Origin of the sequence: Luteolibacter sp., assembly GCF_039920825.1 — a bacterium.
Lineage (GTDB): Bacteria > Verrucomicrobiota > Verrucomicrobiia > Verrucomicrobiales > Akkermansiaceae > Luteolibacter.
This window is the reverse complement of the sequence record NZ_JBDSCX010000003.1, coordinates 44,001-65,827: the sequence shown is the minus strand read 5'-3', so window position 1 is coordinate 65,827 and position 21,827 is coordinate 44,001. Positions and strand designations below refer to the sequence as shown.

19 protein-coding genes are annotated in these 21,827 nt (G+C 59.2%); 12 read left to right on the top strand and 7 right to left on the bottom strand.

Going from position 1 to position 21,827, the window contains the following annotated elements; translation table 11 throughout:
• Nucleotides 1-14: 14 nt before the first annotated feature.
• The 8 genes from ABIQ96_RS00515 (at nucleotide 15) to ABIQ96_RS00480 (ending at nucleotide 7,709) form a co-directional block, all read left to right on the top strand.
• Entirely contained in the window at nucleotides 15-1,223 is a 1,209-nt protein-coding gene (locus ABIQ96_RS00515; protein ID WP_348212598.1) for an ABC transporter permease, read from the top strand.
• Nucleotides 1,224-1,315: 92 nt separating this feature from the next.
• Entirely contained in the window at nucleotides 1,316-1,966 is a 651-nt protein-coding gene (locus tag ABIQ96_RS00510) for a response regulator transcription factor (protein ID WP_348212567.1), read from the top strand.
• A complete protein-coding gene (locus ABIQ96_RS00505) occupies nucleotides 1,963-3,396 on the top strand; it encodes an ATP-binding protein (protein WP_348212566.1) in 1,434 nt (477 codons plus the stop codon). The genes ABIQ96_RS00510 and ABIQ96_RS00505 overlap by 4 nt, the downstream gene beginning before the upstream one ends.
• Nucleotides 3,397-3,436: 40 nt before the next feature.
• Nucleotides 3,437-4,513: an HD domain-containing protein gene (locus tag ABIQ96_RS00500; protein ID WP_348212565.1), complete on the top strand. Its 1,077-nt coding sequence runs from the start codon at nucleotides 3,437-3,439 to the stop codon at nucleotides 4,511-4,513.
• 76 nt (nucleotides 4,514-4,589) lie between these two features.
• The gene (locus ABIQ96_RS00495; protein ID WP_348212564.1) at nucleotides 4,590-4,862 is read left to right on the top strand and encodes a DUF6364 family protein; all 273 of its coding nucleotides are present in this window, start codon (nucleotides 4,590-4,592) and stop codon (nucleotides 4,860-4,862) included.
• Complete coding sequence (locus ABIQ96_RS00490; RefSeq protein WP_348212563.1) at nucleotides 4,859-5,071, top strand: type II toxin-antitoxin system HicB family antitoxin; 213 nt, start codon at nucleotides 4,859-4,861, stop codon at nucleotides 5,069-5,071. The genes ABIQ96_RS00495 and ABIQ96_RS00490 overlap by 4 nt, the downstream gene beginning before the upstream one ends.
• Nucleotides 5,068-5,253, top strand: coding sequence for a type II toxin-antitoxin system HicA family toxin (locus tag ABIQ96_RS00485; protein ID WP_348212562.1), 186 nt, complete (start codon nucleotides 5,068-5,070; stop codon nucleotides 5,251-5,253). The genes ABIQ96_RS00490 and ABIQ96_RS00485 overlap by 4 nt, the downstream gene beginning before the upstream one ends.
• A gap of 359 nt (nucleotides 5,254-5,612) precedes the next feature.
• Nucleotides 5,613-7,709, top strand: coding sequence for a M3 family metallopeptidase (locus ABIQ96_RS00480; protein WP_348212561.1), 2,097 nt, complete (start codon nucleotides 5,613-5,615; stop codon nucleotides 7,707-7,709).
• A gap of 5 nt (nucleotides 7,710-7,714) precedes the next feature.
• Here the strand turns inward: ABIQ96_RS00480 and ABIQ96_RS00475 are convergent, their stop codons facing one another.
• The 4 genes from ABIQ96_RS00475 to ABIQ96_RS00460 are packed head-to-tail and all read right to left on the bottom strand — an operon-like array spanning nucleotide 7,715 to nucleotide 11,463.
• Complete coding sequence (locus ABIQ96_RS00475) at nucleotides 7,715-8,488, bottom strand: hypothetical protein (protein ID WP_348212560.1); 774 nt, start codon at nucleotides 8,486-8,488, stop codon at nucleotides 7,715-7,717.
• 53 nt (nucleotides 8,489-8,541) lie between these two features.
• Entirely contained in the window at nucleotides 8,542-10,173 is a 1,632-nt protein-coding gene (locus ABIQ96_RS00470) for a hypothetical protein (RefSeq protein ID WP_348212559.1), read from the bottom strand.
• A 4-nt stretch (nucleotides 10,174-10,177) separates the two neighbouring features.
• Entirely contained in the window at nucleotides 10,178-11,080 is a 903-nt protein-coding gene (locus ABIQ96_RS00465; RefSeq protein WP_348212558.1) for an ABC transporter ATP-binding protein, read from the bottom strand.
• Between the two features lie 5 nt (nucleotides 11,081-11,085).
• Nucleotides 11,086-11,463 carry a GntR family transcriptional regulator gene (locus ABIQ96_RS00460; protein WP_348212557.1) on the bottom strand — a complete coding sequence of 126 codons (378 nt, stop codon included), beginning with the start codon at nucleotides 11,461-11,463 and terminating at the stop codon, nucleotides 11,086-11,088.
• 112 nt (nucleotides 11,464-11,575) lie between these two features.
• Here ABIQ96_RS00460 and nth point away from each other — a divergent pair, with 112 nt between their 5' ends.
• Nucleotides 11,576-12,202, top strand: a complete 627-nt coding sequence (gene nth / locus ABIQ96_RS00455) for an endonuclease III (RefSeq protein ID WP_348212556.1) — start codon at nucleotides 11,576-11,578, stop codon at nucleotides 12,200-12,202.
• A gap of 273 nt (nucleotides 12,203-12,475) precedes the next feature.
• Nucleotides 12,476-15,184 (top strand): helicase-related protein, encoded by a 2,709-nt coding sequence (locus tag ABIQ96_RS00450; protein WP_348212555.1) that lies wholly within the window; start codon nucleotides 12,476-12,478, stop codon nucleotides 15,182-15,184.
• Here the strand turns inward: ABIQ96_RS00450 and ABIQ96_RS00445 are convergent, their stop codons facing one another.
• Nucleotides 15,185-15,838 carry a DUF1080 domain-containing protein gene (locus ABIQ96_RS00445; protein ID WP_348212554.1) on the bottom strand — a complete coding sequence of 218 codons (654 nt, stop codon included), beginning with the start codon at nucleotides 15,836-15,838 and terminating at the stop codon, nucleotides 15,185-15,187. It abuts the gene before it with no gap.
• Nucleotides 15,839-15,898: 60 nt separating this feature from the next.
• Nucleotides 15,899-17,179, bottom strand: coding sequence for a tryptophan 7-halogenase (locus ABIQ96_RS00440; RefSeq protein ID WP_348212553.1), 1,281 nt, complete (start codon nucleotides 17,177-17,179; stop codon nucleotides 15,899-15,901).
• Between the two features lie 94 nt (nucleotides 17,180-17,273).
• On the opposite strand from ABIQ96_RS00440, the gene ABIQ96_RS00435 reads away from it, so the two are divergent.
• Nucleotides 17,274-18,836 carry an NAD(P)/FAD-dependent oxidoreductase gene (locus tag ABIQ96_RS00435; protein ID WP_348212552.1) on the top strand — a complete coding sequence of 521 codons (1,563 nt, stop codon included), beginning with the start codon at nucleotides 17,274-17,276 and terminating at the stop codon, nucleotides 18,834-18,836.
• Nucleotides 18,837-19,047: 211 nt separating this feature from the next.
• Complete coding sequence (locus ABIQ96_RS00430) at nucleotides 19,048-21,276, top strand: hypothetical protein (protein ID WP_348212551.1); 2,229 nt, start codon at nucleotides 19,048-19,050, stop codon at nucleotides 21,274-21,276.
• Nucleotides 21,277-21,385: 109 nt separating this feature from the next.
• Here ABIQ96_RS00430 and ABIQ96_RS00425 read toward each other — a convergent pair whose 3' ends face one another.
• Nucleotides 21,386-21,796, bottom strand: a complete 411-nt coding sequence (locus tag ABIQ96_RS00425; protein WP_348212550.1) for a thioesterase family protein — start codon at nucleotides 21,794-21,796, stop codon at nucleotides 21,386-21,388.
• Between the last annotated feature and the right edge of the window lie 31 nt (nucleotides 21,797-21,827).

The window sequence follows — 21,827 nt, the reverse complement described above, 5'->3', positions numbered from 1 at the left end:
CCGTTATGATCGCCATGACCTTCAACGCGCTGCTCATCGCCATCCGGGAAATCCGGCGCAACCTGACCCGCTCGTTTCTAACTGTGATCGGCATCGTCATCGGCGTTGCCGCCGTGATCACGATGGTCACGCTAGGCCGGGGAGCCACCGAGACCGTGAAACAACAGATTTCCAAAATGGGGAACAACCTGCTCGTCCTCCGTCCCGGCCAGGGTTGGGGCGGCGGCGCGGCACCGATGTTCAGCCTGCAGGATGTCGATGCCGTCCGCGATCAGATTCCCGGCATCACATCGGTCGCGCCGTTCGTTTCCAACAACGCCCAAGTGGTCTATCAGGACGAAAGCCGCACCTACGACATCCAGGGCACCACGCCCAACTATTTCGCCATCGCGAACTGGACGGTGGGCACGGGCCGGTTTTTCACGGAGACCGAGGTGGACGAGTCCGCACCCGTCTGCGTCATCGGGGAAACAATCCGGAAGGAACTCTTTGGCGAACAGGTGGATCCTGTTGGCAGCAAGGTACGGGTGAAAAGCATGACGCTGGAAGTCATCGGCGTCACCGCGGTGAAAGGCCAGGGCGGCTTCGGCGATGACTTGGACGACAACATGATCGTTCCCTACACCACCATCATCCACCGACTTTCAGGTCGCCAGGGCGGCAAGAGTTTCAACCAGGTGATGATCTCCGGGGAACAGGAATACCCCAGTGCGAATATCGTGGCGGACGTTAGCGCACTGATGCGGGAACGCCGCAAAATCACTGCCAACGAGGGGGACAATTTCAACGTTTTCGATTCGCAGCAACTCGCCGAAGTGATCAGTTCCAGCACCAAGGTGATGACATCATTGCTAGGCGCGGTCGCGGGTGTCAGTTTGCTTGTCGGGGGCATCGGCATCATGAACATCATGCTGGTTTCCGTCACCGAACGCACCCGCGAAATCGGCATCCGCCTCGCCATTGGCGCGCGGGCGCGGGAGGTACTGCTGCAGTTCCTGGTCGAGGCGGTGACACTTTCCTGCATCGGCGGAGTGGCCGGAATCGCCCTCGCCTACGGCCTGTGCATCGCACTCGCCGAAGTGGTCGGCGCGCCGTTCCTCTTCGACCCGAAAATCAACATCGTCGCCTTCGTTTTCTCCGCCGCCATCGGCATCATCTTCGGCTTCATGCCCGCGCGCCGCGCCGCCGGACTCGACCCCATCGATGCCTTGCGGCATGAATAGGTTGATGGTTGAGAGTTGATGGTTGATAGAAAAAATCCACCACCCGCATCTTTCCATCAACAATCGACCATCCACTATCAACTCTCTTCTCCATGCGCCTGCTCATCATCGAAGACGACCAACTCCTGCAACGCAGTCTCGCCGCGAGCCTGCGCGAGGAGAACTACGCCGTCGATACCGCGGATGACGGCGAGGCGGGTCTCTTCAAGGCGAGCGCGTCCGACTACGACTGCATCGTCCTCGACGGCATGCTGCCGGTGTTCGACGGCTGGGAAGTGCTCCGCCGTTTGCGCCCGCTCAAGAAAACACCGGTCCTCATGCTCACCGCGCGCGACGCGGTGCCCGACAGGATCCGCGGACTGGATGCCGGAGCGGATGATTACCTGACGAAACCTTTCGACAGCGACGAGTTGTTAGCCCGCATCCGCGCGTTGATCCGGCGCAGTTCCGGACAAGCGTCCAGCCTGATGGAAGTCAGCGGCATCACCATCGACACCGCGGCAAGGACCGTCAGCAAGGACGGCGGGGAAATTTCCCTAACTGCCCGCGAATACGCATTGGTCGAATACCTCGCCCTTCATCGCGGCCAGGTCGTCAGCCGCAGCGAGCTTTACGAGCATCTCTTCGACGAGGATGACGACACGCTTTCCAACCTTCTGGATGTACATGTTTCCAACATCCGGAAAAAACTGGGCGCGGATTTCATCACCACGCGTCGCGGCCACGGTTATTCCATCGAATGAAATACCTCTTCCATTCGGTCCGCTGGCGGCTCCAGCTCTGGCATGCGCTCATTCTCATGGGCGTGATTGCCGCGCTGTGCATGCTCGCGCATCGGTTGGCCGCGGATGCCCGGCGGGAGCGTATTGATGGCGAGCTCGAGGCGTTCGAGCGGGCATTCATGAAAAGCTTCTGGGAATTTCCCTCTCAGAAAAAAAAGGATGATCGTCCGCCGACCACCACTGAGATTCGCGAGCGTTTCCTGAGCATCGACGATGCTTCGCAATTTCCCCTGGAGATGCGTGATCTCTTCGATCCCGAGGCTTCCGAAAGTACTTACATCGCCTTCTGGGACGGTGGTTGCCAGACACTTTTCCGTTCGGTGAATTCCCCGGAAAGCCTGGTGTTTCCGAAACTTCCTGCGAATCAGGATCAACTGACCCGGATGCGCGGGAACTTTCGTGAACTCGTCCACGGCGGACCGCGCGGTTTCCGGGTCGTGGTTGGCCGCGATATTTCCGCGGACCGCGCCGCGCTGCAGCAACTCGGCTGGCAGATCGCGGGCAGCGGCGCGCTGCTGTGGCTGTTAGGCCTGCTCGGCGGCTGGTGGCTCGCGGGCCGCGCCATCCAGCCGATCAACGCGATCAGCCAGACCGCATCGAGAATCGCAGGAGGAAAACTATCGGAACGCATCGACATCGCCGGCACCGACAACGAACTGACCCGTCTCAGCCAGGTGCTCAACGAAACCTTCGACCGGCTCGCCGCCGGAATCGAGCGCCAGAGGGAATTCACCGCCGACGCCTCGCACGAACTTCGCACACCTCTAACTGTCATCCTCTCGGAAACCTCGCGCGGGTTGAAACGCGAGCGCAGCGCCGACGAATACCGGGAGATCCTTTCCAACTGCGGCCACGCCGCCACCCGCATGCGTTCGCTCGTGGAATCGCTGCTGTTGTTAGCGCGGCAGGATGGCAGTCCGGAAATCCGCCGCGAAACCGTCGACCTCTCATTGATCGCCGCAGACTCCATCCAGCTCCTCCAGCCGCTCGCCGACCAGAACGGGATCCGGCTCCAATCCAATCTCCAGACCGCCCGCTGCCATGCCGATCCGCAGGCGCTTTCGATTGTCGCCGGCAATCTGATTTCCAACGCCATCAGCCACCAGCAAAACGGCGGCGATGCGACGGTAAGCGTTTTCTTCAATGACAACCGCGTCATCCTCGAAGTCGCAGACCACGGCCCGGGCATTTCCGCGGACCACCTGCCGCGACTGTTTGACCGTTTCTATCGGGTCGATCCCGTGCGCGGTCCGTCCAGCGGACATTCGGGACTCGGGCTCGCGATCGTCCAGGCCATCGTTGAAAACCACCATGGCACCGTCGAAGTCGCAAGCGTTCCCGGTGAAGGCGCGACGTTCCGGGTGAGCCTGCCGGCGCTGATGGATTCATGATGAACGTGACACGGCGGCATCACCTGCCATGCTAACGCCCGTGAGCCCGATCACCATTGCCGCCGTCAAGGAACAAGCCGGAGAAATCCCCATTCATGCCGCGATCCACGCCCAGCTCCAGTCGCGGGCGACCCGCACGACGAAGGGCGGAAAGCCATATTTCGAACTCGTCTTCGCGGACTCCACCGGAAATTTTTCCCTGAAAATCTGGTCGGACTCGCCGATGTCCGAAGCCGCTGAAACACTTGCCGAAGGCACCGTGGTCCGCCTCGAAGCCGAATGGACGCAAAACCAATATGGCGTCAATCCGAACAAGCTCTGGTGGTATAATCTGGAAGATGCCGCCATCGCGGATTTTCTGGCAGGCGATCCGGAAACCCGTGAAAAACAGGACCGCGACTTCGCGGAAATCCGCCGGCTGTGCGACTCCATCGAGGACCCGCGGCTCCACGGACTTTGCGCCCATTTCCTTTCCCAGTTAGGTGATCGCTTCCGCCGCACCGCCGCCGCGAAAAAGAATCACCACGCCCGCCGCGGCGGACTTGTCGAACACGTCGCACAGATGATGCGTTCCGCCGATGCGCTGTGCCCGGTTTATCCCGAACTCAACCGCGACCTCATGCTCGCCGGCGTGCTCTTCCACGACTGCGGCAAGCTCTGGGAAAATTCCTATCCCGAAGACGGTTTCGCCCAGATCCACAGCATCCACGGAGAAATGTTAGGGCATATCCCGCTCGGCATCGAGCTGGTCAACAAGCTCTGGAACGACCTCGTCGACAGCGTGGAAACCGATGAGTGGAAAGGCCTCAAGCCGTCCACGGAAATGACCCGCCTCCACCTGCTCCACCTCATCGGCAGCCACCACGGCCAGTACGAATTCGGCTCGCCCGTCCTGCCGCGCACACCGGAAGCCTTCGCCCTCCACTACATCGACAACCTCGACGCGAAGATGGAAATGATCCGCGACGCCTACTCGCAGTCCACCGAGGTCGCTCCCGGCATCTACGACCGGGTTTTCCCGCTGCCGACGAACCTGGTGAAGCCACTGGCCGCTTTTGTCCCGCCGCCCGCGCCTCCCGCATCAGATGAACCGGCGGATGAGCCGGAAACACCATAGGGGAAGGGACGTCTCGTCCCTTCGATTTCAAAGCGCGATCTTGCCGTTAGGCATGAATTGGGTTAATTACCTGCTCATGAAAAAGCGAACCTCCATCACGCTCGACCCGGAAATCCTCCGTCTCGCGAAGAAGGTGGCACGGGAGAAACACACCACCGTTTCCCGGTTGATCGAATTGCTGCTCCGGTCGGAAACCGCTTCCGCAAAGCGTGGAATCGTCGCCAGCATGGTCGGGACCGCCAGCCTCCGCGTGTCTTTGCGGGGCACCGATCCGCTCTATGACGCGTTGCTGGCAAAACGCTTCGGCGGTTGCCCAAGCGCCGGATTCGTGCCAATCATCCATTCATGAAATCAACCTACACGGCAATCACCCAACAGGACGGCGACTGGTGGGTTGGATGGATCGAGGAGATCCCGGGCGTCAACGCACAGGAAAAAACCAAGGAAGAGCTGATGGCGTCCCTGCGGGAAATCCTCATGGAAGCTTTGGAGTTCAATCGTGAGGAGGCGAGGGCAAGCGCGAACGGCAGCTACACCGAAGAGCCTGTCACCGTATGAAGCGGCGGGCGTTCATCAGCCACTTGGCCAAACACGATTGCGAACTGGTCCGCGAAGGAGGAAATCATTCATGGTGGAGAAACCGCACGACCAACCGTCGTTCCGCGGTTCCCCGTCATGCCGAAGTCAACGACCTCTTGGTGAAGAAGATTTGCAAGGATCTGGGGATTCCCGAGCCGTAGGCGAACAGGAAAGTGTTCCTTACATTCCTTGGGCGAGTCCCGGTTCGATACATTAGGTGACCGGACATGAGGCGTATTTGATCTGGGTGATGCAAGGAATGGTTGCCACACACCCAGTCACTGCCCGGTCTCGACGAATATCGGCACGAGCTCCGGCTCGGATGGAACGGGCGGGTTTTCAAACGACGGCCCGAGGTAGCGCGGCTGGTGAGCGAGCTTGGCGGGAGGTGGAAATAGTCCGGCTTGATTTGCCTCCTGTCCCAATACTCCGCCATCAAAGAATGGACAACCTCGGTTCTCCACCGAAGATACGCCCCGCCACTTTTTACTGAATACCGAATTCACACAATCTTCCCCGCATGCACCCGTTCCTCGCTCCCGATTTCCACATCCGCTGGTCCACGCTCATCCCCGAAGCTGTTGAGCCCGACATCCGCCGCGCTCTTGAGCTTGCGAAGCGCAACATCGAAGCCATCTGCGCCCAGGATCCCGCCGCCGCGACGTTCGAATCCACTTTCCTTGCTTTTGAAAAAGCCAGCGAGCAACTCAACGACGGCTGGGGCCGACTTAACCACCTCGACTCTGTTAGCGACAACCCCGCCCAACGCGAGGCGCTTGGGAAAATGCTTCCCGAAGTCACCGATTTCTATTCTTCGCTCGCACTCAACGACCGCCTGTGGGCCATCATCAAAGCTGCGGGAGAAAGTCCGGAAATCGCCACGCTCCCGCCGGTGCAAAAGCGTTTCGTCGAGGAAACGCTCGCCGATTTCCGCAACTCCGGCGCAGATCTCCCCGCCGACCGAAAAGAACGCATCGCAGCCATCGAGGCCGAGCTTTCGCAGATCACGAAGGAGTATTCCGAGCACGTGCTCGACTCGACCAACGCGTGGGAACTCGTCATCACCGACGAAACAAAACTTGCCGGCCTACCCGATTCCGCCAAGGCCGGTGCCGCCGCGAACGCCCGGTCGAAGGGCCATGAAAACGCCTGGCGATTCACGCTTCAGCTCCCGTCGATGTTCCCGATCATGCAGCATTTGCACGATGCCGAAATCCGCCATCAGGTGTGGGAAGCATCATCGAAAGTCGGTGCTTATGCCGAATACGACAACACCGTGCTCGTCTGGCGCATCCTCGAACTGCGTCACGAAAAAGCGGAGATCCTCGGCCACGAACACTTCGCCGACCTAACGCTCTTGCGCCGCATGGCGAAGACCGGCGGCTCGGCCCTCGGTTTCATCGAGAACCTTCATGCCCGCATTCATCCGGAATTCCTCGCGGAATACAAACAGCTCGCCCAATACAAGGCCGCGAAATCCGGCCAACCGGTGGACGCTCTGGAACCATGGGAAGTCGGCTACTGGGCGGAGAAACAGCGCCAGGAAAACTACGATTTCGACGAGGAAGCGCTGCGTCCGTATTTCCCGGTCGATGGCGTGATGGCCGGCATGTTTGAAATCGCCTCGCGGTTGTTCGGCATCACCATCCGCGAATTGGAAACGGTTTACATCGAACCCGGTTCTTCTCTATCAACCATCAACTCTCAACCATCAACTCTCGTAGAAACATGGCACCCCGAGTGCAAATTCTACGAGATCCATGATTCGAAAACCTCTGCCCATCTCGGTTCGTTCTATGCCGATTGGCATCCACGCGAATCGAAACGCGGCGGAGCCTGGATGAACTCGCTCCACACCGGAGCCCTCGGCGAACCGCACCTCGGCCTGATCATCGGCAACATGAGCCCGCCGGTGGACGGCAAGCCGGCGCTCCTAACACACCGGGAGGTGGAAACGATTTTCCATGAGTTCGGTCACTTGCTCCACGGCCTTCTCAGCGAGGTCGCAGTGAAATCGCTGGCGGGCACGAATGTCCCATGGGATTTCGTCGAGCTGCCCTCGCAGATCATGGAGAATTTCTGTTGGGACCGCGAATCGCTCGATCTCTTCGCCCGCCATTTCGAAACCGAAGAGGCGATCCCGGAAGATCTGTTCGTGAAAATGGTCGCCGCGAAAAACTACATGAGCGCCTCCGGTTTCATGCGCCAGCTCGCGTTCGCCAAGCTCGATCTGGAACTCCACATCCGTCTATCCGATTTCGCCGGCAAGGATCTCGATTCCGTGGACCGCGAAGTACTCGCCGATTATCTCGCTCCGCTGAAAACCCAGCCGCCCTCGATGATGCGGCGTTTCAACCACCTCTTCAGCAGCCCCACCGGTTATGCCGCGGGCTACTATTCCTACAAGTGGGCCGAGGTGCTCGATGCGGATGCGTTCACCCGTTTTCAAAAAGAAGGCGTGCTCAATTCCGACACCGGCGCCGCCTTCCGCGAGCACATCCTCAGCAAGGGAAATTCCGTCCCGCCCGACGAACTCTACCGCCGTTTCATGGGCCGCGATCCCGACCAGGAACCGCTCCTCGTCCGCGCAGGTCTGGCGGAACCCGCGTTGGCTTGATCGAATCAGGTCCCGCGGACCACGATCTTGTCCGCCTTCAGCCAATGTCTCAGCACGGCGGCATCGGCGGTTAGATTGCCGAGCATCCGCCAATTCGAGCGTTGCAACACGCCTGCCTGATCCGGGCTTTCATCGACCACGCACCAAGGTTTCGAGCCGGAGGAGTGGATGAACCGGAAGCCGCCATCCCCGACGACGATGAAGGCCACATGGGTGTCGAGTCCGATCACATACACCCCGGGTTCGCGTTTCCCGACTTCCTCGGCGAATGATTTGAATTCCTTGCCAACGCTCAACGCACAGGACTCGCGCGGAATGAACGAGCGTAAAATGTTTTCCGACGCCTGCTGTGCGAGCTGATAGCGATCCACTTGGAATCCGGCATCTTTCAAAACCGTCGCCACGAAATAACCACAGGCAATTTTGCCATCCCCCGGCCCTTTCGCCGTCCCGTTGAAATCCCACGGCGTGCCGAGCCAGCAACGCATCATCGCCGGCAACGATGTCTCCAACAGGGCCCGGGCATCCGCTTCGATTGCCGCCCGCTCCCCTGCGGTTTTCGCTTTGGCATGACGAGCCGCCAGATCCTTCCTCCGGCGTTCGAGATCGTTAGTTAGAGTGGCGTAAGTCTTCGGATCCGGCTTGGGCCTTTTCAGCAGGACCGACTCCACGCCGCCCAAATTCGAATGGATCCAGGTGCCCAACGCCCCGCGAAACCACCACCCCGCGCCACCGGCCAAGGCCAGCAGCGCGATCGGGATGAGCCAGCGTTTTCGCATGGAGCGAGTGTGGTTCCATTTCACCGCAGCCACAAGCTCCGGCCCGCCTTTCGTCATCGTGGCGGCGGCAGACTCTGTAGAAACTGACCTTCCACCTTTGGAAAAAACACGTGGAGGCTGCAGCCGCGCAGCATTTCAATGCGGGCAAGATTCTCGGTTTCCGACACGTCTTCCGCTTGGAAGCCACAGACGATCACCCGACCTAACAGAGACCTTCTGCCGTTTTCGTAAAAAAATTCGGATAGCGCAAAGGCGTGCTTCCCGGAGCTGTCCACTGCGACCAACCACGGTTGCCCTGGCCAAAACTGTTCCTCCCCCTTTATTCCAAACCACGGTCCATCCGCATCTACCATGGCCTGTTGGAAATTCTCCATCCGGATGGAAATATGTCCTTTTTCCCGAGCCAGTGGATCGATTCGGAGCAGGCCACCCTGCGGCAGACGGATATCGCCACCATTCGCCACCTTCACCACACCCACCTTCTCGAATTTATAGACCGATGCTCCGATGGATCCCCACATGGCGGAGTTCAAATCCTCTTCGGTCACTTTCTGTTCAAACGACTGCGGCTTGAGATTCGAGCGTTCCCCTCTTTGGCGGATCAGCGCGGTCTCGCCTGGCCGGAGAGTGGAAACATGCATGGGCACATCCATTCCTCCGCCCAAGTAATCGAGAGTTTCAAGCCCGGGAAGCTGCTTCTGGAGCTGCCTCCACACCGCGGCCTCGCCCCAGGTGATTTGTCCGTTTTCCATGGACGCCTTCAACGAATAGGCATTGAACAAACCTTCTTCCCTCAGCCGCTCGTCATCGGGCACTCCGTAGAAACGAATGTATCGACTATCCGCCCCCATTCTCCCGAGTTGGATGATTTCTCCATCGCGAAGGCCACCCACCGAGATCATGGATTCGATGGGAATCCAACGATCGTCGCCCGGCGGGACGAACTTGCGTTCGATAGATACTCTGGGCACCTCGGGCTGTTCCGGCGCAGAGACTTCCGATGCATTGAAGAACCCGCCGTAAACATGGATCACCGGGATCAAGGCACCGATCACTGCCGACAGGCACAGCGCCGTCACATTCCGACGTCGAACCGCCGCCAACCACCAGATCATCGGATAGAGAACCGTCGCAACCAGCACGATCATACGGTGGGAGTTGAAATATTGGTCTCCGGCGTATTCCTCAGGCCGGAATCCGTCACGGAGATGATAGGGGATCGCAGCCGAGACCAGCGGCAGCCCGAATACCGCAGCGTAGCCCCAGGTTTTTCCGAATTGGCGGGAGGTCGCCAGGCTTGAAGCGACGCCAAGCGCCCCCATCAGGCCCCACACCGGCAATGTCAGTATCAACAAGCCGTAGGACATCACCGGCCAACCAAAGTTATAGATCCAGCAATAGATCACCTCGGAGAGCGCGATGCCGAGCAACACCCAGCCATGCATGGCGAGCACCTTTCTAAAAGCATGACCATCCCCCGGCGGCAGCGTGCGGTGGAAGGCCTGGTCATCCAGCGGCGGAGCATCCCGCACCGCACACCATGTGAACAATCCGATGATGACAGGTAGCGACATCGCCGCGTATAGCCCCCATTCCTGCAACTCTTGACCGGGCCACAGGAGGAAGATGAAAAAGCCGGCTACGATCGCGAGACCGAGGGCAAGGGTGAGTGGTGAGCGCGGCATGAGTTCAGTAAGGTTGAGTGCGATAGTTGCGGGCGAGGGCCACAAAGATCTCGCGCAAGGTCATGCGGCGGGCTTCGTAACGTTGATGGCCGGGGAAGATAGATACTAACATTCCAGAAAATCTGGCCTCGTCGTGGTGGGTGTCGATGAAACGGATGGTCCGGCCGTTCGCTTGAGCATTGATCCACGTTTCCGGCAGATTTCCCGGCAAGGTGGCGGTGTCGTCGAACCACAGCTCGATGGCACGGAAGCGGGCCTGCAACGTTTCGACGTCCTCCTGCAAGTCCACCCGCCCGCTGTTGAGGATCGCCACGCGGTCGGCGAAGCGCTCGACCTCCTCGATGTCGTGCGAGGAAATCCACACAGTCCAGCCTTCGGTTTCGGTGAGTTCAAGCAGGCCGGTTAGAAATTCGTCGCGCACCAGCGGATCAAGGCCGGTGAAGGGTTCGTCGAGGACGATGAGCTGCGGCCGGTAGGCCAGCGCGGTGAGCAGCGCTGCTTTCATTTTCTGGCCACGGGAGAGCGAGCGCAGCTTGGTTTTCAACGGCAGCTCGAATCCCGCGAGCAACTTTTTCTCGAAATCCCGGTCCCAGAATTCGCCATACATCGGCCTCACGTAGTCGAGCAGCTTCGGCACCGTCATCCACTCCGGCATCAATCGGTTTTCCGAAACGTAACCGATCCGCTGCCATTGCTTCGGACCCAGCTCGCGGGCATCGGTTTCCATCACCGACACCTCGCCGGAATCGCGGTCGATGAGGTTCATCGCGCACTTGATGGTCGTCGTCTTGCCCGCGCCGTTAGGACCGAGGAAGGCGGTGACTTTTCCCTGCGGGATGTCGAGATCGACGCCACGCAGGGCATCGTTGCCTTGGAAGCGTTTTTGAAGGCTGCGGATGGTGATCATGAATTTTAGCGGTTGGGATCCTGGAGACGACGGAGCAGCAGCTCCAAGTCGTCGGCGGTGAGATGCAATGAGCGGGCCTCGTCGAGAAACCGGCGGGCCGCCGGCTCCATCATGGCAAGGCGTTGTTCCAAGGCCGGAAGTTGAGGGGCCTGCACGACCATTCCGATGCCCGGCCGGCTGACGAGGAAGCCGAGGTCTTTCAATTGCTGCATCACCTTGTGCGCTGTGGTCGGGGAAATTTTCAGCTCCTGCGCCAACGCGCGGACGGAAGGAAACAGGTCACCCTCCCGCAGCTCGCCGCTCGCCAAAGCGCGGTGGGCGGCACGGACGATTTGGTCGGAGACCGGATCGCCATCGCGGAGCTGGAAGGAAAAGGGGAGCATTGGCTTGTGTTATAGGTGTTACAGTTACGTTGTAACACTAGCAAGGATTTTTTCCGTCTCTCAAAAATTTGCCCCGCCTTGCATCCCCGTCCTTCACGCGAAACACTCGCGCATGCTCAAGCAACAACGCGCCGACCACGTCCGGCGGCGGCTCGAAGAACTCTATCCGGAAACGCCGATTCCGCTCGACCACAAGGATCCCTACACCTTGCTGATCGCCGTGTTGCTGTCCGCGCAATGCACCGACGTCCGCGTCAATCTGGTCACACCCGCCCTTTTCAAACTCGCCGACAACCCGCACGACATGATGCATGTTCCGTTGGGAAAAATCCAAGCGATCATCCGTCCCTGCGGTCTATCACCCCGCAAGTCCGCCGCCATTTCCGAGCTTTCGAAAATTCTGGTAGAAAAACACGGCGGCGAGGTTCCGCAGGATTTTGCCGCGCTCGAAGCCCTTCCCGGCGTAGGCCACAAGACCGCCTCCGTCGTGATGGCACAATCCTTCGGAGTCCCCGCGTTCCCTGTCGATACCCACATCCACCGCCTCGCCACGCGCTGGAAACTCACCTCCGGAAAAAACGTCGTCGAGACCGAGCGCGATTTGAAAAAGCTCTTCCCGCGCAACACGTGGAACAAGCTCCACCTTCAGATCATCTTCTACGGCCGCGAATATTGCACCGCTCGTGGATGTGACGGAAAGCGCTGCATGCTTTGTCAGGAGCTTTTTTCCAAATCGTGACTGGCAACTATCATGAGGAAGCTCTCCATGGCTTGAAGGTGAGGCAACGTATCGTCCACAGCCAAGCGCTCCGTGCCGGGTTGCGGACTCGATTCTGAACGACACAGGCAAATGGCGAATTTGCACCGGTTTGACCCGAATCCGGCGCAGTCTGTGTTCTTCGACGTCCATTCGGTTGGTCTTCCAAAATCCAGATGCCTTGGAGCACAGGCTTTGCGCTTCCCTTTTTTCCCGAAAGCAGTTCGTTTGGGTAAAATGGTGGAGCAAGGCAGGATGGAAAACACGTGGACGCGCGGCCAGCGCTGGGTCAGCGACAGCGAGCCGGAACTCGGTCTCGGCATCATCACGGCCAGTGGCGGCGGTCGCGTGGACATCCGTTTTCCCGCCGCTGGGGAGATGCGCTGCTACGCCACCGACACCGCGCCGCTGCGACGGGTGAAATTCCTGCCCGGTGACAGGATCAAGGTCCACTCCGGCGAGGAAATGGAGGTGCTCAGCGTCAGGGAGGAGAACGGACTGCTCATCTATCAGACCGGCTCCGGCGAAACCAAGGAAGCCGAACTCTCCGACTCCATCAGCTTCAGCAAGCCGCAGGACCGACTCTTCGGCGGCAAGCTCGACGAGCTGGGTGATTTCGATCTGCGTGGCGAAGCTCTCCGCCGGCGCGCGGAAATGCGGCGCGCGCCGATCCGCGGCTTGGCTGGGGCGAGGATGGATCTCATTCCTCACCAGCTTTTCATCGCAGATGAGGTGGCGAACCGGCCGCGTCCCAGAGTTTTGTTAGCGGATCAGGTGGGACTCGGAAAAACCATTGAAGCGTGCCTCATCCTGCATCGCCTAATCCTAACTGGCCGGGCCCAGCGCGTGCTCATCCTCGTCCCGGAGCCGCTGGTGCATCAATGGTTCGTGGAGCTGCTGCGACGTTTCCAGCTCTCCTTCAGCATCTTCGACGAGGAGCGCTGCGAGGCCATCGAGTATGGCGATCCCGAATGCAACCCCTTCATCGATAGCCAATGGGTGCTCGCCGCGGTGGATTTCCTGGCGAATGACGAACGCCGCGCGGCACAGGCCCGCGAGGCGGGATGGGATGTGCTCGTCGTTGATGAGGCACACCACCTCGAATGGTCGCCGGGCAATCCCGGCACAGCCTACGAAATGGTGCGCGGCCTTGCGGAGATCACGGAGGGGTTGCTTCTCCTAACTGCCACGCCTCAACAGCTCGGACCGGAAGGACACTTCGCGCGGCTTCAGCTGTTGGACCCGGAGCGACATTCGGATTTGGAAAAATACCGCGAGGAAACCCAACATTATGAAGAGGTCGCGAATTTCGTCGAAGCTCTGGCAGTTGGCAAAATGCCGGACGAAACACTGAAAGCATTCGTCGCCGGACGCGGACGTTTGGAAAACAGGGTGCGGGATTTGATCGATGGAAAACCGGACGCCCGCGAGCGATTGATTTCCGATCTGTTGGACAGCTTCGGTGTCGGCCGCGTGATGTTCCGCAATACGCGGACCAAACTCGGTGGATTTCCTGAGCGCGAGCCACGCCTTGCTCCGGTGGACGACAAATTGAAATGGCTTTGCGATTTGTTAGCAAAACTGGCCGAAGAAAAAATTCTCGTCATCACCCGCACCCGCGAACTTGCGGAAGAGGTTCTTGAACAGCTCCGCGATACCACGGGCGTGGTTGGAGCCTTGTTTCATGAAGATCTTTCACTGCTCCAGCGCGACCGCAACGCAGCGTTTTTCGCCGAGGAGGAAGGCGCGCGGGTTCTGGTCTGCTCGGAAATCGGCAGCGAGGGACGGAACTTCCAATTCGCCCGGCACCTCGTTCTCTACGATCTGCCGGAGGACGTGGATCTGTTGGAGCAACGGATCGGACGACTCGACCGCATCGGCCAGCGTGGGACGATCCAGGTGCATGTTCCCTATCAACCCGGGAGTGGCGATGAAGTTCGCGTGCGCTGGCTGGAGGAAGGACTGGATGCCTTCCGCGCCAGCCCTCCCGGCGCGGCGGAAATCCAGCGCGAGCTGCGCTTCGATCTGGAGGAAGCGATCGGTGAACGCGAAGGCATCGACGAGCTGATTGAAAAAACACTCGCTTGCCGGAAGCAGATTTCGGAACGACTCGCACACGGGCAGGATCGTCTGCTAGAACGAAGTTCTCATCGGCCCGAAAGATCGGCTTGGCTGGTGAAACGTATCCGCGAGTGGGACGAGAGCGCGGACTTCGAGGACTTTTTGCTACGGCTGTTTGAATATTCGGGCCTGCACATCGAGGACCACGGGCCGCGCCGTTATTTCCTGCTGCCGGGGAATTTGAAATCCGATGCGTTCCCCGCACTGCCGCATGAGGGGATGACCGTGACATTCGATCGTCAACGCGCGCTGGAACGCGAGCAGGAAGCGTTTCTCACGTGGGATCATCCGATGGTGCGCGGCGCGCTGGACCTCATGTTAGGTTCGGAAGCCGGCAACGCCTCCTTCGCCGTGTGGGACTCGCCGGGCGAAAAAACGATCCTTTTGGAAGCCTGGTTGGTGGTGGAATGCGTGGCTCCGGCGGAGCTGCACGTCGAGCGGTTTTTGCCACAAACCCCGCTTCGAATCATGGTTGATCACAAGGGCACAGATCACTCGACGAATCCTGTATTCGAAAGGCCTCCACTGCGAAAAGGCGATGCCGCCGGATTGCTACGGAATGAAAAAGTGAAACGCTCGTTCCTGCCCGCCATGCTCGATCATGCCCGCCAGCTCGGGAGCGGGAGGAGCCATGACATCATCGGCACCGCGATGGCACAGATGCGCGACGAAATGGCCGCTGCCATTGCCCGCCTGCGGGATTTGTCGGAGGTGAACGACCACATCAATCCGGAGGAAATCACCATGCTCGAATTGCGCGAAGCGGAACTCGCTTCCGTCATCGGAAACGCCCGTGTCCGGCTCGACGCGGTGCGGCTGATCTGGAAGGCGCCGGCTAACTGATTAAAGCGGCTCGATCACCGCCTGCTTCACTTCGAAGGCGCCGCCCTCGGACTGAAGACCGATGAAGCCGGATGTTAGGTTCGCGCCGGTGAGTTTGTTCACTTCCTTGCCGTTGACGAAGATGGTCACGGCGTCCTTGTCGCAGATGACGGTGAAGGTGTTCCATTCACCGGAAGGTTTTTCCGCGTCTTCTCCGGCACGGCCGATCCGGTAGCCGAAGATCTTGCCTTCCTTGTCCTTCAGCGGCGTGGTGTTCGCGGCGGTGGCACCGGACCAGAGATAGAAATCGCCCTGGCTCTTGTTCATGCCCTGGCACTCGATGCTCTTCGGCCAGACCGCGTCGGGCGGCGTCATGTGGACGACGACGCCGGTATTGCCGGGTTTGGTGAAACGCCATTCCACGGTGAACTTGTATTGTTCGTAGCTTTTCTCCGTCCGCAGAAATCCGCCTGGCGAGCCGGTGCAGACAAGCAGTCCGTCTTTCACGGACCATGTCTGATCCGCCGGAGCGTTGTTTTTCAGAAAGGAAACCCAACCTGCGGTGTCCTTGCCATTGAAGAGAGAGGTTTTCGCCGTCGGGATTTCCGCGAAGGCAGTGGTTAAAGAACAGGCCGCGGCGAAAATGGCGGTTAGGAAACTTGGGTTTGGATTCATCCTCCCAAGTTGTCTTCCCTGCCCAAGCTTTCAAGGCAAAACGTGGCGGAATCGCCTTGTTCAACTCACCTTGATCCGCTTCGCCACCGGGATGTGTTTGTTCAACCAGGCGAGGAAGAAAAAGACGCGCAGGCGCCACCAGACGGCGAAGGATAGGGTCGTGCGGCCCGCGAGCACGGCGTTGATCGAGCAGACCAGTCCCCAACGGTTGTAGGGCTGGAAAAAAATTTGGGCGAAGTGGAATTTGTAGAAATTGTCGATGAACTCCCAGTAGATGGCGATGCGCTTGCGGTTGTCTTTTTCGTAGCGCTTCATGCCGGCGGTTAGGGGCTTGCGGGTCTCAAGAGCCTCATGGATGACCCGCGCGCCCTGCTGGCCGCTGGTCATGGCTAACAGCACTCCGCTGGAAAACATCGGATCGATGAAACCCGAGGAATCACCGACGCGGATGACGCGCGGGGAAACCAACGTCTCGTTCTTGTAGGAGAAATCCGCGACGACGTGCATTTCCTCAGAAATCCGCGCGTTCCCGAAGCGCTTGCTGATCGCCGGGGTGTCCGCCATCGCTTCATCAAAAACTTCCTGCGGTTTTTTCCCCAGCGCTTTGAAATCTCCGGCATCAATGACGAGGCCGACGCTGGTCTTGTCCGGAGCTAACGGAATTAGCCAGCACCACGATTTCTCGCGCCTTACAATGAGGATGTCGCCTTCCTCCTCGCCGGTCGGCATGTCGATGCCGGAGAAGTGGCTGAAGATCGCGATCTTCTTGTGGCCCGGATAATATTCGCGCAACGACTCGCGGTTCGCGGTGAAATTGGTCAGGCCGCTGGCATCGATCAGATAAGGCGCGGTCACTTCGTGTTCCGATCCGTCCACCGCGCGGTATTTGATCACGACGCGGTCCGCTTCGACGCGGTGTTCGATTACGGTGCTTTCCTCGCGGACTGCGGCGCCTTTTTCCCGCGAATGGTGGAGCAGAATGTCGTCGAATTTCGCCCGCTCGACCTGCACGGCTTCCGGGTATTCGGTGAACGAGCCTTTGGAAAAATCCAAACGGTTGGCGCGCGAGCCGTTGCCCATGACGAACTGCGCGGCCCGTTTTTTCGTGAACCCCGCGCCCGCGATTTTTTCCCAGACGCCGAGATCGTCGAAAATTTTGCGGTTATAGGGCAGCAGTGACTCACCGATGTGGAAGCGCGGGAATTTCGCCTTTTCCAAAACCAGCACACGCCGTCCCGCCATCGCCAGAGTGGACGCCGCCGTCGAACCGGCCGGGCCGCCACCGATGATGATGGCGTCCCAATGTTCTGCGGCGGAAGTCGTGGCTTCAGTGGCTGGCATGCGGGCGCACTGTGCAAGAATCCCGATTTCCACGCAACCGCTTGTTTGACTGCGGGGATTGCATTTCGGCCGGATCGGGCGAAATATCGCTGCAATGAATTCCGAGAGTTTTCCCGAAACCGCGAGCTACGACGTCGTCGTGATCGGCGGCGCGCTTTCCGGTGCGGCCACGGCCACGCTGTTGATCCGGCAGAATCCCGGCATCCGCGTGCTCATCGTGGAAAAAACGGAGAAGCTCACCCGCCGGGTGGGCGAGGCGACGGTGGAAATCAGCGGATTCTTCATGTGCCGGGTGTTAGGAATGACGCAATATCTCAACGAGAACCATCTCGTGAAGCAGGGTCTACGCTTTTGGTTCAAGAACGATCAGGTGAAATCGCTCGACGAGGCCAGCGAACTCGGTGCGAAATATCTATCACGAATCCCGTCCTTCCAACTCGACCGCGCGGCCTTCGATGAGGAAGTGCTGCGTCGCGCGGTTGAGGCCGGAGCTACCATTTTACGCCCTGCGACCGTTTCGAAAATCCAGCTCAACCCCGGCGGCGAACAAACGATGGAAGTTCGCTACGGTGAAAAGCGGCAGACCGTCACCGCGCGCTGGGTCGTCGATGGCTCCGGACTTGCCGCCATGTTGGCTCGCAAGGAAGGCTGGTGGAAATCCAACACCGAGCATCCAACCGCGGCGGCTTGGTCGCGTTGGAGCGGTGTGAAGGATTGGGACAGCCGCGAGCTGGCATTGAAATTTCCCGAATGGTCGAAGGCGGTTTACGGCATGCGCAATACCGCGACGAACCACATCATCGGCGACGGCTGGTGGAGTTGGTGGATTCCTCTCAAGGGGGGAGATGTTAGCGTCGGTGTCGTATGGGACCAACGTCTTGTCGATTTCCCGAAAGACGGCGGCAGCATCGGCGACCGGGTGAAGGCGTTCCTGATGGAGCACCCTGTTGGAAAGGAAATGCTCGTCGATGCGACTTACCACGAGGACGACCAGCTCTGGCGGAAAAATCTCGCCTATTACAGCACCACCTTCGCCGGTGACGGATTTGTGTTAGTAGGCGACGCCGCCGCATTCATGGACCCGTTCTACAGTCCGGGCATGGACTGGATCTCCTTCACCACCAGCAGCGCGGCCAATCTCATCACGCAACAGCGCAAGGGAATGAACACGGCGGAAACTTACGAAAAGTATAACCGTGATTTTTCCATCAGCCATCGCCGTTGGTTCACCTCGCTCTACAAGGACAAGTACGAATACATGGGCGAATACGACCTCATGAGCCTGGCCTTTAACATGGACCTCGGACTCTACTACTGGGGCGTCGTCGAGGTGCCGTTCAACACCGGGGAAACCGCCCTCCACTATCCGCCGTTCTCTCCGCCGAGCGGAAAAATTTTCGCCGCGCTGATGGGCACTTATAACCGCCGCTTCGCGCAGATCGCGCGCCGCCGTCGCAAGGAAGGACGGTTAGGAATGACGAACCGCGGCAACCGCTGCCTGATTCCCGGCTTCAAGCTGAACCGCGGCAACATGCTGACGTTCTTCCCCATGCTCGCCAAGTGGGCTGCCCTCGAATTGAAAGAAGGCTGGCGCAGTTGGGGGGATCGTGACGAACCGCTTGCCGATGCCGCGGCGAGCGAAGTGCCGATGGCGTAAGACAAATGCCCCGCAGCGGGCCCATCATCTATCAGCTCGCGTCCGCCGGGACATGACGACCGTTCCGGAGCGTCGTGCAATGTGCGTTGAAATCGCGCAATTCGCGAATCCATCGCGATTGATTTGCGAATCCATTCTCCATGGAGGAATATATTGAATCAATCAGCGGACCCTCCCGTCTCTATTTGAGAAAGCCAACCAATGACACAAGATGAATACACATCAATATAGTATAACAAGAGCCCTCGCCGCTATGGCGATGGGAGCAACGATACTCGGCTCGGGCATCGGATTTGCCCAACAAGCCGAAAACCCACCCGGAGCCGAAGTCCTGACGCGGGGGCCGGTGCATGAGGCATTCGCCGGAACCGTCAGTTTCAATCCTGAAGCAGGGATCATAGTCGACCAAGCGCCGCCCGCGCTGATCGAGGAAGTTCCGCCTGAACAACGGCCGGTCGGAGACAATGTCGCATGGATTCCGGGGTATTGGGCATGGGATGAGGATCAAAACGACTTTCTATGGGTGAGTGGCATTTGGCGGAATCTGCCGCCGGGCCGCGAATGGGTTCCCGGTTACTGGGCCGAAACCGAAGGTCGGCACCAATGGACTTCAGGCTACTGGGAGGATGAGCAAGCCGCCACGGTTTCTTATCTGCCCGAGCCGCCACGCAGTGTCGAATCGGGACCTAACATCGTAGCCGCTTCCGACAATCAGACATGGATTCCAGGCAACTGGGCCTATCGGAACGACCGCTACGCTTGGCGGGCCGGATATTGGGTCGAGGCCCGCGAAAATTGGGCGTGGACGCCTGCCTACTATCGGTGGACCCATCGCGGTTATGTATATGTGGACGGTTATTGGGACTATCCGGTCGCCCGACGCGGAGTCGTTTTCGCACCGGTTCATTTCAACCGGGCCTATATTTCGCGTCCCGACTTCTACTACTCGCCGCTAACAGTGATCGCCCTTTCCGTCTTCTCGAACCATCTGTTCCTCAGACCCAACTACGGCCACTATTACTTCGGCGACTACTATGAACCAAGATACCGCGACCGTGGATTTTTCGCCTCATATTCCTATAACTCCGGTTACCGCGGTTATGATCCGATCTATGCGCACTATCGCTGGGAAAACCGTAACGACCGGAACTGGGACCGCCACCGCCAAGAATATTTCGAATACCGCCGCGATCATGCGGATGCCCGCCCGCCCCGCACTTGGGCTGAGTTGAACAACCGTTCTCAAGAGGATCGTGCCCGTGGGGATTTCGGCGTGGCCGATCGTTTCGACCGGGTCGTAGGTAAACACGGCGAAGGCGATCAGCGTTTCCAAGCGGTTGGTCAGAAAGAACGCGAACGTTTCGTCTCACAAAGACAGGAAATCCGCAAATTCGGCAAGGAGCGTGAGCAACTTGAAACCACCGGCGACCGTGCGAAAGGCGGAGACAACGACAAAGGCCAGGTGACCCGCCAGAAAATCGACCGCTCGCCGGTTGCCTCACGGAAATCCGATCGCTCCGACAAAGACGGTGGACCGCCGGAAAGATTGCAGCCACGGATGTCTGAAAAGGACCAAGCTGACGAGCCATCCGGCAAGAATGGCAAAGTAGCGAAAGCCGACCGCGAGGATCCGGCAAAACCGAAGACGAAGGAAAACGCCGATCGTGAGGGAGAGCCTCGTGGCAAGGGAAAATCCGAACCCGTCGAGGAGACCCGGACCAAGCCCGGCCAGAAGCGTGAGGCCAATCCAAACACCGAAACCACGGGTGAACCCGGTGCCAAAGAGAAATCCAATCCCGCCGAAGAAACCCGGACGAAGCCCGGCCAGAAGCGTGAGGCCAATCCAAACACCGAAACCAAGGGTGAACCCGGTGCCAAAGAGAAATCCAATCCCGCCGAGGAAACCCGAACCAAACCCGGCCAGAAACGTGAAGCCAATCCAGACACCGAACGGAAGGAAACGCCCGCGCCAAAACATGAAGCTGATCCAACACCTGAGCGAAAGGCCAAGCCCGAAGGAAATCGTCAGGACTCGCCAACTCCGGAACACAAAGCAACGCCCGCTCCAAAACGGCAGGCTGAACCAACTCCTGAACGCAAGGCAACTCCCGCTCCAAAACCCAAAGCCGAGCCAGCTCCGGAACGCAAGCCGGAGTCAGAAAAGAAGAAGGCAAAGAATCCTGACGATAATCGCGAATCCTCGGCGGCTCCCGACCGCAAGATGAATCACCAACCTGTGGCTCAACACACCGAGCGCAAGCCGGCCACTCAAGCCCAACCGCAACGTCAACAAGCTCCGAAACCCGAGGCGCAGGTCGCCCGGAAAAACACACAACCCAAACCTACTGCCTCACCAACAGGAAAGAAGGCCAAACCAGCCTCCACTTCCGAGGAAACCAAAGATGAGGAGGACCGGAAAAAAAAGCAGAAGGACGGCTAAGAACTTAGCACGTCGATCATGACCTGACTTCCCAACACGGGTACCGCATGGTGCCCGTGTTTTTTGTAAACGGGTGCGGAAGGCGTGCCCACCTGTCCGGCAAGCACACTCACCCCCACTGCTCCGCCCATTCTTTGGGCAGGCGCAGAGGCTTTCCTTCCGGCATCTGAACGAGTGCGAGCGACTGGCGGGCGTTAACGAGGAGTGCGCCGTCGGCCTCGCGAGTCATTTCGAAGATGCACCAGAATCGGGCCTTGGTGATTTCACCGAGGCGGCCGCGAATGACGAGCCAGTCGCCGAGTTTGGCCGGGCGCTTGTAGTCGATCTCGGTGCGGGTCACGACCGGATAGATGCTGGTTTCGGACATGGTGCGGAGATCCATTCCGAGTTTGGCAGCGAGGCGGGTGCGGCAGGTTTCGATCATCCGCAGGTAGGCGATGTTGTGGACGACGCCACCGCAATCGGTGTCGAAGAACATGACTTCCTCGCGGGTTTCGTGGGTCGGGATGCTGTCGGGCATGGCTCGATTTTGCTGCAACTGTGACGGATCT